The 12,979-nt window shown below is 49.7% G+C and carries 14 protein-coding genes; 9 read left to right on the top strand and 5 right to left on the bottom strand.

Translation table 11 applies throughout. From position 1 onward, the window contains the following. Nucleotides 1–32: 32 nt before the first annotated feature. Together HRU10_02450 and HRU10_02445 are read right to left on the bottom strand one after the other, a co-directional pair. Entirely contained in the window at nucleotides 33–1,322 is a 1,290-nt protein-coding gene (locus HRU10_02450) for a UDP-N-acetylglucosamine 1-carboxyvinyltransferase (GenBank protein ID NRA26090.1), read from the bottom strand. 17 nt (nucleotides 1,323–1,339) lie between these two features. Beyond that, the gene (locus tag HRU10_02445) at nucleotides 1,340–2,767 is read right to left on the bottom strand and encodes a sugar transferase (GenBank protein ID NRA26089.1); all 1,428 of its coding nucleotides are present in this window, start codon (nucleotides 2,765–2,767) and stop codon (nucleotides 1,340–1,342) included. Between the two features lie 421 nt (nucleotides 2,768–3,188). Here HRU10_02445 and HRU10_02440 point away from each other — a divergent pair, with 421 nt between their 5' ends. From HRU10_02440 to atpC, 8 genes are all read left to right on the top strand, one after another. Next, entirely contained in the window at nucleotides 3,189–3,905 is a 717-nt protein-coding gene (locus HRU10_02440; protein NRA26088.1) for a F0F1 ATP synthase subunit A, read from the top strand. Nucleotides 3,906–3,985: 80 nt separating this feature from the next. Further along, entirely contained in the window at nucleotides 3,986–4,210 is a 225-nt protein-coding gene (locus HRU10_02435) for an ATP synthase F0 subunit C (GenBank protein NRA26087.1), read from the top strand. 79 nt (nucleotides 4,211–4,289) lie between these two features. Next, entirely contained in the window at nucleotides 4,290–4,838 is a 549-nt protein-coding gene (gene atpF / locus HRU10_02430; GenBank protein ID NRA26086.1) for a F0F1 ATP synthase subunit B, read from the top strand. A 14-nt stretch (nucleotides 4,839–4,852) separates the two neighbouring features. After that, a complete protein-coding gene (locus tag HRU10_02425; protein NRA26085.1) occupies nucleotides 4,853–5,245 on the top strand; it encodes a F0F1 ATP synthase subunit delta in 393 nt (130 codons plus the stop codon). 38 nt (nucleotides 5,246–5,283) lie between these two features. Next, nucleotides 5,284–6,819: a F0F1 ATP synthase subunit alpha gene (locus HRU10_02420; GenBank protein NRA26084.1), complete on the top strand. Its 1,536-nt coding sequence runs from the start codon at nucleotides 5,284–5,286 to the stop codon at nucleotides 6,817–6,819. A 33-nt stretch (nucleotides 6,820–6,852) separates the two neighbouring features. Further along, nucleotides 6,853–7,731, top strand: coding sequence for an ATP synthase F1 subunit gamma (atpG, locus tag HRU10_02415; protein ID NRA26083.1), 879 nt, complete (start codon nucleotides 6,853–6,855; stop codon nucleotides 7,729–7,731). A gap of 23 nt (nucleotides 7,732–7,754) precedes the next feature. Continuing rightward, nucleotides 7,755–9,170 (top strand): F0F1 ATP synthase subunit beta, encoded by a 1,416-nt coding sequence (atpD, locus tag HRU10_02410; protein NRA26082.1) that lies wholly within the window; start codon nucleotides 7,755–7,757, stop codon nucleotides 9,168–9,170. A 7-nt stretch (nucleotides 9,171–9,177) separates the two neighbouring features. Continuing rightward, nucleotides 9,178–9,588 carry an ATP synthase F1 subunit epsilon gene (gene atpC, locus HRU10_02405; GenBank protein NRA26081.1) on the top strand — a complete coding sequence of 137 codons (411 nt, stop codon included), beginning with the start codon at nucleotides 9,178–9,180 and terminating at the stop codon, nucleotides 9,586–9,588. A gap of 59 nt (nucleotides 9,589–9,647) precedes the next feature. Here the strand turns inward: atpC and HRU10_02400 are convergent, their stop codons facing one another. Beyond that, on the bottom strand, nucleotides 9,648–10,322 hold the full coding sequence (locus HRU10_02400) for a hypothetical protein (GenBank protein ID NRA26080.1): 675 nt from the start codon (nucleotides 10,320–10,322) through the stop codon (nucleotides 9,648–9,650). Nucleotides 10,323–10,557: 235 nt separating this feature from the next. On the opposite strand from HRU10_02400, the gene HRU10_02395 reads away from it, so the two are divergent. Next, nucleotides 10,558–11,307: a hypothetical protein gene (locus HRU10_02395; GenBank protein NRA26079.1), complete on the top strand. Its 750-nt coding sequence runs from the start codon at nucleotides 10,558–10,560 to the stop codon at nucleotides 11,305–11,307. A gap of 210 nt (nucleotides 11,308–11,517) precedes the next feature. On the opposite strand, the gene HRU10_02390 is transcribed toward HRU10_02395, so the two are convergent. Together HRU10_02390 and HRU10_02385 are read right to left on the bottom strand one after the other, a co-directional pair. After that, complete coding sequence (locus HRU10_02390) at nucleotides 11,518–12,771, bottom strand: type II toxin-antitoxin system HipA family toxin (protein NRA26078.1); 1,254 nt, start codon at nucleotides 12,769–12,771, stop codon at nucleotides 11,518–11,520. Beyond that, nucleotides 12,768–12,959 carry a helix-turn-helix domain-containing protein gene (locus HRU10_02385; GenBank protein NRA26077.1) on the bottom strand — a complete coding sequence of 64 codons (192 nt, stop codon included), beginning with the start codon at nucleotides 12,957–12,959 and terminating at the stop codon, nucleotides 12,768–12,770. Before HRU10_02385 ends, HRU10_02390 begins: the two co-directional genes overlap by 4 nt. Between the last annotated feature and the right edge of the window lie 20 nt (nucleotides 12,960–12,979).

The raw sequence follows: 12,979 nt of genomic DNA, 5'->3' as shown, positions 1-12,979 counted from the left end.
GTCTAAAGAGAATACCTGGCAGCCTTAATGCATCAATCCCAGTGAACAACTGCACCCAACCTTTGAAGATTCTCTACGAAGCCTGGATGGGCACGACGAATCGGGTCGGCATGGATGACACGGCTCTCGCCTTCGATGGTTGCGGCCACCATATAAAGCGCCACGGCGGCTCGGATAATATAGGGCGCCTCAACCGTGGCAGGGCGCAGCGGGCGGTTTCCAAATACGACGATTCGGTGTGGATCGGAGGTTACTACGTGCGCTCCGAATTTAGTCAGTTCCGGAATCCAGGAAAACCCATTTTCGTAGACCTTGTTCCAAAACTGAACCTCCCCTTGAGCTCTAACCGATAAGGCGATCATCAATGGCAACAAATCGACGGGAAAGTAGGGCCAGGGAGCGGCCTCAATTTTTGGTAAAATATTTGAAGTAAGCGGCTTTTGGATAACGCGAGTTTGGCCCGGAAAGACAGAAAGGGTTTCGCCATCGTTTTCTACACTCACGCCCAGCTTGGCAAAACTACGAATAATGAGGTCAAAATGTTCGGTTTGCACGTCATGTACCTCAACGTGACCATCTGTCATGGCTCCGAGAGCAAGGAATGTCACGACCTCATGGAAATCGGAAGAGATCTGAAAGGCCCCGCTAGACAGAGAGTCTACTCCTTCAATCTCAATACGACTGGTGCCAATACCGCTAATTTTTGCTCCCAGCTGAACCAGAAAACGGCACACGTCCTGGACGTGGGGTTCGCTGGCGGCATTGAGAAGAATGGAATTCCCTTTTGCCAATACAGCAGCCATCACGAAATTCTCAGTAGCAGTAACTGACATGTAGTCTGCCCAGTGCCGACAGCCTTGCATAGGCTTTGCGATTTTAAGATCGATCGCCGAAGCGCTCTGGATCATTTCGGCTCCGAAATGATGCATGATTTCTATATGCGGATCTAGCTCGCGCACGCCGAGTGCACACCCTTTTGCATTTACTGCGAGAGGCACCTGGCCAATGCGGTGAAGCAGCGGAGCAAATAATAAAACTGAAGAGCGCATGCCCACCGGTAACGCAGCGTTGCCAGCTTTTCCGAAATCTCGGTGACTGAGCTCAATGCGCTTCGCTCCTTTATCCCAATATACCTTAGAGCCCATGTCCTTGAAGTAACTAACAAGTTTCTCCACATCTGTGATGTGTGGAATATTGTCTAAGACAACCAGCTCATCGGTCAGCAAAGAGGCGCAGAGTGTGGGCAGAGCGGCGTTCTTATTGCCGTGCGGGCGTATCGTGCCATTGAGAGGCTGTCCGCCTTGGATAAGGAGATTGGGCATGAGATAAAGTGAATGATCTAGTAGGCATTATCCCGAGTAAAAAATGTCATGACCATGATCTGAAAATCAAAATAGAGTGACCAATTTTCGATATAGTAAAGGTCATACCTTATACGTTCAGTCAGGCTGGTATCTCCGCGCAATCCATTCACCTGAGCCCAGCCCGTCATCCCCGGCTTAACCGTGTGTCGTGGATTGTAGTGATCTATCTCACGTTCGAACTTCTCGATCAATTCGGGTCTTTCTGGCCGGGGACCTACCAGACTCATGTCACCCTTTAAGACGTTCCAAAATTGAGGTAACTCGTCGATATTCCATTCCCGCATAAAACGTCCAATGGGCAAACGGCGCGGGTCATCCTTTATCGCCCACACCGCGCCCGTTTCGGCCTCTGCATTCACCTTCATCGAGCCGAGTTTATAGATAGTGAAAGGCATGCCGTTTTTGCCAATGCGGGTCTGTTTAAAAAAGACAGGACCCGCAGAATCCTGTTTTTTTATGAGATATGCAAAAGCAGCGATCGCTGGAGCGAAAATGATCAGACCAAACAACCCGCCGCAGATGTCGACAATGCGCTTTCCCATCTGGTGCCAGATTTTGTTTATTCGCGGCGTTTCCAATCCGATCACTGGAACACCAGACACAGTCTCAAGGTATAGATTTGAGACAAAGACTTGGAAGATGGAAGGATTCAGCTTGAGGTCCACATAAGACCGTTCGCAGGTGTGCACCACATTGATCAATTCACTCCGCTGGAGGTCCAGATCTGTGTTTATGAGAATGTCGATTTCATTTTCCCTGAGAATATGCTCCAGGTCATGCATGTCGCCTAAGACCGGAAATAAGCAGCGGGTGTTCGTCTCAGATTGCACCGTGCTCATGATGACGCCCGCGATCTCATAGGGATGGGTTTCATCCTTGTGAACCTGATCGGCAAGCTTGGAAGCTTCGTCATTCCAGCCCAAAATGGCCACCCGTTGGTTCAGGCGGATCTTCCAGTCAATTTTGGAGATGACACGGTATAAGCCGACTCTCCAGAGGGTCATGACGCCGAGACACGTCAATAAACAGCAAGCCGCATAAATCCGCGAAATTGCCGGATCGAATTTCAGGAAAAGAGAGAAGAAAACAAAAACAAAAAACCAAAATATGGTTCCCTTAAAAATGATAGGGAGCGTGCGGCGCAGTCTCAGGAAATTTCTCCAGTTGTAGAGACCCAGGAACGCAAATGAAAACACGAGCAATAGAGCACCAAAGAGCATCAGTGGCAGATAGTTTACTAATCCAGGCCCCTCCGATACTTGCTTACCAATCTGCCTGATCGGCGTATCGAAACGCACAAAATAGCCGATCGCCAAGCCCGCGAAAGCAACAAGAGCGTCGGTGAAAAGTTGAAAGGTCAGGAGCCGATTGTGGAACTCCAGTGTAGCGACGTTTCTTGCCATATATCAATTTTTCCGATCTCCAGGGGGGAGCGCGAAAATTACGGTGAAACTTACATCAAACAGGGCAACTCTAAAGATCAGAATAGCGCCCCTCGAATATCTCAGGGCACTCATTCCAGCCCAGTTGAAACACCCAATCCATAAGAATATCTAATTCTGGACATCCAAAATCTTCCATATTCAGAAATATTTATGAATGATGTATTGACGACAGGCTGGCACGACCCCATCTCATTTTGTCGCTGTCTCACCGATAGTCGAAAACCCTTCAAACCCAACAATGCTCTCTGCTTTCAGACTACCTACCATGGTAGGCGCTTTTTCTTTGGCGCCCTCAGTCATCTTCGCCGCCGGTGGCGAAGAAGTTAGTCCGTCACCCTACAAACTTTTCGAATTTTTTGGGCTGCCAATCACTAACTCTATGGTGACGAGTTGGGTGATATCCCTGATCATCATTCTTTTCGTCAAAATTCTGGTCGGAAAGCCGGCATTGATACCTTCTAAGGGGCAGGCAATCATAGAAGGTTTTGTTGGTGGCATCCGCGGTATTGTTGAGCCTATTGTCGGAAAGCAAATGGTGGGACATGTCTTCTGGCTGCTCATCGGCCTGTTTATATATATCTTACTACACAACTGGAGTGGTATGCTCCCTGGAGTTGGCGCTTACGGTCTTTATGATGAAGAAGGCCACTTGAAATACTGGCAACGCCCTGGAAATGCAGACCTAAACATGACCTTGGCACTAGCCATTGTCGTTCAGATCTCATGGTTTTATTACGTAATGCGCTATGCTGGGCCGAAAGTCTTGCTTTTCGATTGGTTCGGCAACAAGGCGGACAAGTCCACCATGCCAATCGCGATTTACGTCATGCTTTTCCCAATATTCTTCGCTGTGGGGATCATCGAGGTCGTATCCTGGATTTTTAGAACCGTATCTTTATCCTTCCGACTCTTTGGCAATGTTTTTGGGGGTGAAAATCTCCTAACAAACATGACTAGCCTAGCCTCATACATCGTACCTGTGCCTTTCTACTTTCTCGAGGTCTTGATCGGTCTCGTTCAGGCACTCGTATTCACGCTGCTCACTGCCGTATATATCGGACTTATCTGTAACCACGGGGACGGCGACCACCATTAATTTCAATTTCACGGCCGTGATCATGACGCCACAAAGCGGCGATCGTGTGCGGTTGAGAACAACCCTAAATCAAACTCATTATGACAGACATCATTCAAACAATCGCGGCAATAGATGGCGCTGGATTCACTGCTGGTCTTGGCTGTTTCGCAGCTGCTATCGGTGTAGGCTTGATCGGCACGAAGGCCGTTGAGTCCGTTGGACGCAATCCTGGTGCAGCGACACCGATCCTGGTTCAGAGCATTATCGGTATGGCGCTCGCGGAAGCGGTCGCTTTCTACTCTCTATTCCTTTATCAAGGATAATCCATTACGCGGCGAGGGCTAGAAAAGCCCTCGCTCGTTACTTTCCGACTTTTAGTAATTTCTAGAAAAGCCCTTTAAAATGATCGAAACTCTGACTTTTGTTGCAGCTGCCGGTGCAGAAGGCGACAACCTACTCGGGACCTTTGGGATTGATGGCGCCATCATCGTGGCACAGGCCATTAATTTTCTTATCGTTGTCGGAGCGCTCTACTGGTTTGCGATAAAGCCGGTATTGTCGACTATGGACGAGCGCCAGAAGAAGATCGCGGATGGTCTTCAGTATGCCGAAGAGATGAAGTCCAAACTTGCTGAGTCCGAGCGTGAACAGGCAGAGCTTTTGAAAAGGGCATCTGAAGAGGCACAAGGCATAGTCAAAGAGGCACGCGACCAAGCGAAGACTTATTACGATCAACAGGTGCAACAGACTTCTGGCAAAGTTGAGGAAATGATCCGCTCTGCCAAGCAGGCTAACGAATTGGATCGTGAGAAAATGCTATCAGAGGTACGGCAGGAGATTGCACAGCTCGTGGTGGCGACTTCAGCTAAGGTGCTCGACAAAGAACTCACAGATTCTGACCGCAGCCGCTACAATGACACAGCGACTGAACTCCTTCACGGTTCGAATTAGAATCTTTACTCATTGTGGCCAGTTTTAAACCAGATGATTTAGCCCGGAAGCTTTTGGATCTTTCCAAGACGGACGGACTCCTTGACGCAGAAAAGGTCAGCGGAGCCCTTGAGGCACTGCGCAATATGGGGCTCAATAACCACATCGAAGTGGTGCGTGCCTATTTGGCCCGAATCAAACGCGCTGAACGCGAACAGACTATTCTCATCGAGAGCGCAAGCGAACTGAGCGAGGCTGTTGTGCTCGATATCAAAAAGTCCATGGAGGCACAGTACAACCGGCCACTACTTGTGTCACAGACTACCAACAAATCACTTTTAGCCGGTTTTCGCCTGCGTGTAGGCGACGACGTCATAGACGCTTCAGCACTTGGCCGCCTCAATGCGCTATCAAACAAAGTAAAATAGTGCGCACCTCACATTTACCCAACAATTGATTTTTTATAATGAGCTCCATCGTCGAACAGATTGAAAAGGAAATCGCCAGCCTGACCACGGCGGCTGACAAGAAAAATGTAGGCTCGATCACCAGCCTCGCAGACGGCGTTGCCAAGGTAGACGGACTCTCATCAGCCATGTACATGGAGATGATCGAATTCCCTGGTGGCCTCACAGGCTTGGCACTCAACCTTGAGGAAAACGCGGTGGGTTGTGTTATCATGGGCGATACCGCAGGTGTCCGTGAAGGCGACGAAGTGAAGGCGACTGGAAAGCTACTTTCCGTTCCTGTAGGCATGGGCCTGCTGGGACGTGTCGTGGATGCTCTCGGAGCTCCTGTCGACGGGAAGGGCCCCATCGCCTCAGACGAATCTTATCCAGTCGAGCGAATTGCTCCCGGAATTATCCCGCGCAAGTCAGTAGACCAGCCTCTTCAAACGGGCATCATGGCGATCGATGCGATGGTGCCTATTGGGCGAGGCCAGCGTGAGCTGATCATCGGTGACCGAGCCACCGGCAAAACGACTGTAGCGATCGATACGATCATCAACCAGGCTCGCGCGAATAGGGTCGGACTCGCCAGTGGAGACCCGGAGTTCCGCCCCGTTTACTCTATTTACGTCGCCGTAGGTCAAAAGCAGTCCAACATTTCTCGCACCATCAAGGCTCTAGAAGCCGCCGGTGCGCTTGAATTTACGATCATTGTTGCCGCGCCAGCAGCAGACAATCCGGCCAACCAATACCTAGCTCCATTCTCTGGTGCATCCATGGGCGAGTGGTTCATGTTCAATGGCAAAGACGCGCTCATTATTTATGACGATTTGTCAAAGCAAGCGGTCGCTTATCGTCAGATGTCTCTTGTTCTCAAGCGACCATCAGGCCGCGAGGCGTATCCTGGTGATGTCTTCTATTTACATTCCCGCCTCCTTGAGCGCTCTGCTCGTGTCAACGAGGATAACGGAAATGGTTCCTTGACCGCGCTGCCCATTATCGAAACTCAGGCTGGCGATGTTTCAGCTTATATTCCGACGAATGTGATCTCCATTACCGACGGGCAGGTATTCCTTGAGACAGATCTGTTTAACAAGGGTATCCGACCCGCGATCAGTGTAGGGCTTTCAGTTTCCCGTGTGGGGTCTGCCGCCCAAATTAAGGCGATTAAAAAGGTAGCAGGAAAGATCAAGCTCCAGTTGGCGCAATTCCGCGAACTTCAGGCCTTCGCGCAATTCGGATCAGACCTCGACCCCAAGACGAAGGCTCAGATCGATCGCGGTCAGCGTGTTGTGGAGCTCTTTAAGCAGAAGCAATTCAACCCACTTTCGGTTGAAATCCAGGTCGGATTGATTTGGGCGATGCAAAACGATTTCTTCGACAGCATTCCCGTGGAAAAAGTCGTTGAAGCCTCGATCAGTCTGCGCGAATTCTTTGAGACGGCGGAAACCAAGCTCATGGACACCATTCGCACCGAAAAAGCGATTTCCGATGAGACTGACGCAAACCTTCGCAAGGCTGTTACAAACTGGAAGGCTTCGTTCGAGGCTTAAGCTCGGGCATTAACGAGATCTAACTCTTAATCCATGGCCAGCCTTAGAGATATTCGCCGACGTATTAAGTCGGTCAAAAACACCCGCCAGATTACCAAGGCGATGCAGATGGTCGCGGCCTCGAAGATGCGGCGTGCTCAGCAGTCGGCGACGGCCGGTCGTTCTTACAGCCAACTCTTAGCGAACATGTTGGAGACGATTCTTCCCTATGCGGAAGAGCTTCATCACCCGCTGTTTGAAGAACGCGAAGTTAAAACGCGCGGCATCCTCGTATTTTCTACGGATAAGGGCCTGTGTGGTCCGCTCAATTCCAATATCCTCCGTACGCTTTCGTCGCACGAGGGAGATGTACGCTACTACTCCGTGGGACGCAAAGGCCGTCAGTTCATGGCCCGAACCCAACGTAATATAGTAGCTGATTTCACTCTCTCAGATGACATCGTCTACTCGGAAGTGCGACCAATATTGGAGATGCTTCTCAAGGATTTTGATGAAGGCGTGATCGATAGCGTAGAAGTGCTCTATCCAGCTTTCATCAATACACTCAAACAAGAGGCGACACTCGTGACCATAGCCCCGTTCGTCAGCATTCACGAGATGCTAGAACGCTTGAAAAAGAGTGGGGGTGCACGTGCACTTGAAGATCTTCCTGAAGATAAGCGAGAAATGAAGTTTGAGCCGACAGTGGACGCAATCTTCTCCGAGCTTCCCCGCCTATTTGTAAGGCAGCAGATTTATCAAATCCTCCTCGAATGTAAGGCTTCGGAACACAGCGCGCGCATGGTTGCGATGAAATCTGCGACCGACAATGCTTCTAAGCTTACAGATACCCTGACTCTTCAATATAACAAAGCCCGCCAGGCTGCGATCACCCAGGAAATTCTCGAGATCGCCGCCGCCTCTTCGCAATAATCCCATTTATATATAACAAATCCATGAGTAACGTCGGAAAAATAATCCAAGTCATCGGTGCGGTTGTGGACGCCCGCTTCGACGAGTCGCAGGTGCCAGATATCTACCAAGCCCTAGAAGTGACTTACACACTTTCAGGCCAAGAGAATCGATTAGTCCTAGAGGTACAGCAACACCTGGGAGAAGGCGTTGTGCGCGCCGTCGCTATGTCTTCGACCGAGGGTCTTGTCCGCGGCATGGATATTGTCGATACGGGAGCTGCTATCTCTGTTCCTGTCGGCGAGAAGGTACTCGGCAGAATTTTCAACGTGACTGGTGACACCGTGGATGAACGCGGTCCATGCGACGCTGACGAACGCTGGAGTATCCATCGGAATCCTCCTTCATTGGTAGATCAAAGCACTGAGGCTGAAATCCTCGAAACAGGAATCAAGGTCATAGATCTCATTTGTCCCTTCATCAAGGGAGGTAAGGTGGGGGCTTTCGGTGGTGCCGGAGTCGGAAAGACTGTCGTCATCATGGAGCTGATCAACAACATCGCCAAAGCGCACGGTGGTTACTCAGTATTTGCAGGCGTTGGAGAACGTTCTCGTGAGGGTAACGACCTCTATTGGGAAATGAGCGACGCGGGTGTCATCGACCAAGAGGACATTTCAAAGTCAAAGGTAGCCCTGGTTTATGGTCAGATGAATGAGCCTCCAGGTGCCCGTATGCGTGTTGCGCTTTCTGGCCTTACTATGGCTGAGTATTTCCGCGACGAGAAGAACCAAGACGTTCTTCTGTTCGTCGATAACATCTTCCGCTTTTCTCAGGCTGGTTCTGAGGTATCTGCGCTTCTAGGCCGTTCACCCTCTGCGGTAGGGTATCAACCCACGCTCTCACAGGAAATGGGTATCCTACAGGAACGCATCACATCGACCAAGAAGGGATCCATTACCTCATTCCAAGCGGTTTATGTACCTGCCGACGATTTAACTGACCCTGCTCCAGCGAATACGTTTGCTCACTTGGATTCGACGATCGTTCTGGAGCGCTCCATTGCGGAGTTGGGTATTTACCCCGCGGTAGATCCGCTGTCTTCAGTTTCTAATGCGCTAGATCCAGCAATTGTCGGCCAAGAGCACTTTGACGTGGCACGAGGCGTGCAATCCGTTCTTCAGCGCTACAAAGACCTTCAGGACATCATTGCGATTCTTGGCCTGGATGAGCTGTCTCCAGAAGATAAGCAGACCGTATTCAGAGCCCGAAAAATCCAAAAATTCCTCTCACAGCCATTTTTCGTGGGTGAGGTATTCACGGGGATTCCAGGTGTCTATGTTCCAGTAAAAGATACCGTTAAAGGCTTCAAAATGATCCTAGATGGTGAGCTCGACAATGTAGCCGAGAACGACTTCGCGTATAAAGCCGGAATCGACAGCGTGCTCGAGGCAGCAAAGTAAACAAGCCATGTCACTCACGCTCAGAATCGTCACCCCTGAGAAGGTGGCTTTTGATCAAACCATTGAGCAGGTGGTCTTACCCACCGCTCAAGGTCAGATGGGTATCCTTTCAGGTCACATTCCTTTATTAACAGAGATTGAGGGTGGGGCACTTCATGTTACTCATGATGACGGCAAGCAAGAGCATCTCGCTATAGACAAAGGCTTTGCAGAAGTTCATAGCGATACCGTCGCGATCCTCACTGAAGCCGCAATCGACGTGGAAGAAATCGATCTGACTGCAGTTGCAGAGGCAAAGAAGCGCGCTCAAGAGGCAATCGAAAACGCGGATGAAAACATCGATCCTGCCGAGCTCGAACGTCTCGAGTCCGTAGCACGCTTTGCAGTCTTTCAGGAGCTTGCCAAGAGCGGTTCTTGATAAGGCCCGGTTAATTCCCTTATTTATGAGCGCATACTTCTTTTCGAGGTGTGCGCTTTTTATTGGTCCAGAGTTCGCACCGCTCTGAGACGATAGCTTCCCAATGGATGGGTGCGTATTTCGGTGAACCATTCCGAGTTCGACAGTCTTACAGCCTTTGGAAGTTCATCGCCGCGGAAGCCGCCTTCGAGACTCACACGAGCGTCGTGGCGCGTGACATGATTGATCATCATCAGTCGGGCCAAAGGGAGCAGTGCTAAAGATATTCGCGAGCGAAGCGTTTCTGATGCGAGAACGGCACGTGTCTCTTTGGAAATATGACGCGAGAGACTACCCAATTGTTCTTCAGTGAAGTGGTGCAGTGTTAGGTTTGCCAGAACGTGTGTTGCTGGTCTAGAAAGATGGCTCTCAGAAAAAGCACAGCCTTGTATCCAATTCCAGTCTTCAGGCCAGTATTTTGGCCGGGGTGCAAGATCGAGTCCCGTGACTGCGACATCATCTGGAATGAAATTCTTAGACTTGAGGTAGCGTCCCAGAGTCCCGTTACCCGAGCCAATTTCAACGATATGATCTCCTGATCGTAGTTTCGGGAGCAGGCGAATCTGCTTCAAAAACCATCGATGGTTTCCCTGAATGAAATTAAACTTCTGGATATCACGCCGGCTTTGAATCGCATCGCTATGATCTTCGGGAAGCGAATCGAGTATTTCAGGAGTGAGAGAGCGGTTTAGCACAGCGATAGAGAATCAGCTCAATGAGACGATAAGTAAGAAAGTCCTCAGAAGGGAACAGAAAAATTTGCCAGGAGCCCTTATCTAACACTCTCACGAGTGTTTCATCTCTTTGTTTCAGCAATAAGTAATATGACGCACCAACCTTTCACTGAATCCCAGTCCGCCGGCTACTCGAATCTTGTAGGTGGTCCCAGCGTCAGCTGGCGCTGTCCAGGGCACAATTGGTTTAACTAAAATGAATACGAGATGTCTCCGCAAAGCTCATTGGAGCGTTAATTTGGGATTGGTTCTGTTTCTGAAGTCTGCTTTGAGCTCCCCGGCCCCGCCTCCAACTCTGGGTTTACCAGAACCGCTTCCTGATACTCTGTTTTCGGATCCTATTGATTGTGCTCTCCAGCGTGAGGAATATGAGAGAGGGATTGAGGATGGATTTGATGTTGGCTACAGTATCGTTGAGGGCGATAGAGATGGTGAGTTCCAATATGGCGGTTACCCTTCGGATTATTATAGTTATCAGAACCCTGGTTTTGTATGTTATGATGGTAGCTTTGAAACCTACGATACTGGTTTCGAAGCAGGATTTTATTACGGAATAGATGCTTATGTGGACGACTATTATGATTTGCCCATGGGTGAGTTGTTGAATGGCGAGGAAGTTTATGGTGTCGCAGAAGGACTGGGAATTTATAGGTTCTGGGAAGCAAATTCAAAGAATGGCAATTGGATATACCATTTTGGCCTAGGTTATCTCTATCTGCTCGAAAGGACTCATTTTGGAGCTACTGATGTGTGGCTTCATCATCCTATTTTGGGCGAAATCTGGTGGAACGAGTCACATTCAGGATACTTCTTCCAAGCTGATCAAGAACGATGGATTTTCATTTGGACCGATTCCGATTATACTTCATGGATGTTCGACTTTGAACAGAACGTTTGGCATCGCGTTGATGACTTACAGCTTTCTCCTGAGAGTCTGGACATATAATCCAAACTGTGCGTTGTCTTTATCTGCGTTTTTTGGGGAGGAAGTTTCATATTCCTAGATTAAAAATCGTCTAGTTAAAGAGGACGGTTCACGTCGAACTTCAAACATGATGTCTAAATATAATAATTAGACATAATATATATTGTGCGTAATTCAGGCTCCGTGCCTGATCTTATATATGACTATTGGTCTGAACATTTACTAGGCATTTCAAGAGACCTTAACTCCAATTTGGTTCGCTCGAAGGGCCTGTCGCACATAAGACCTGTAGCCGTCGCCGATGCAATAGCTTCGGGCTAACCGATCGAAGGCAGCAATTCCAGCCTGAACCTGGTCCACGACGTCTCGTATAGCATCACGGCGAATACCGAAGCTCTCGCCTAGATACTCTATGTCTCGATCTATGTCTCGAAAAGTGATCCCAAGAGTTTTGCCATTGATCGACATCCAGTTTCCTTCACCGTCGTTGGGCTGTGTCAACGTCAAGTCGTAAGACGGAGCTAGAGAGAATCGAGCGTCGGCTCCCATTAAGAAAGAAAAATTTCGAGGGTGATCATCCTGATTGTGCGCCATGACATTGAAAACCGCCCTTCTGAAGGCCTCAAAAACCTGTTCCTGACTTTTGGACACACGAAGGACAGTCCCCAGGAAATCCTCATAGGTGCTTCCCCTCTGATTGAAGTCTAGATGCTGGATGCCAGCATAGGAGTGCATGTGGACTTTTTCGTTCTCTGGCCCACCTCTATCGAAACGGACTGAAACAAAATGACTGAATCGCTTTGTTGGTAATACAAATGACTTGGCGCAGGCGATCCCTGATAGAGCTGCCATCTCCATGTAGACTTGCTCAATGCGATCCAGAGGTGCCGCTTCGTTGAGGTTATACTTTATGACGACCGATCTCCACCCAGCTCCAGGCCAAGCCCGACCCACGACGACCTCTCCGGTGCCGGGGTTCCAGAAGCCGGTCGACTTGGGGTGCTTTCCTCCAATATTTCCTGCCGAGGCCACGAATGCCCGCTCCCTCTCTTCGATAGCATACACCGCTCCCGGTTCGAGCGCCTCAATTGCTTCCGCAAACTGTTCCGCTGCGGCTATTGATGACAGCTCATCGGTAGCGTCATCACTTGGATGGTACTCCAATGCGCCAACGCCATCCTCTCCGACCAAAGCCAGCATCCCCAAGGGTCCTCGATCTTCCTCTGGCATCCTCTGCATCTGCTGACGTAATATCTTCTGGCCATAGGCATCTGGCAAACTGTCGAAGACCAGTCCTGGCAAATCTCGAAAATACGGGATGCTAAACTCAAAGGGGTCACCAGAAAGTGGAAGATGGATCGGCGAAAGCTCTACACCTGTATCGATCCAATCAGGATCGTAGGCGAAGCTGTAATCGGGCCGACCTTTCTTTCGACTGAGTATCCCGACATTCCGTCCCCCAAAAACAACACGAACCCGAGTCACGGCTCAGTCCTTTCCACGACCACGCTCAATCCCAAAGTAAACAGTAGTAATACATAGCTTCCCGCGGCTACACTCATACTACCCGCTTCAATAGAGGCTACCGTCCTCACAGAGACCCCAGCCATTTTCGCTAAATCGCCCTGAGTCAGTTTCTGTCGTTTTTTCTCCGCCGTTATAGCTTGCGACATCTGCAAAAGGAGATCTCTAG

It is taken from the genome of Opitutales bacterium (assembly GCA_013215165.1).
Taxonomy (GTDB): domain Bacteria; phylum Verrucomicrobiota; class Verrucomicrobiia; order Opitutales; family JABSRG01; genus JABSRG01.
This window is presented reverse-complemented; position numbering and strand designations above follow the sequence as displayed.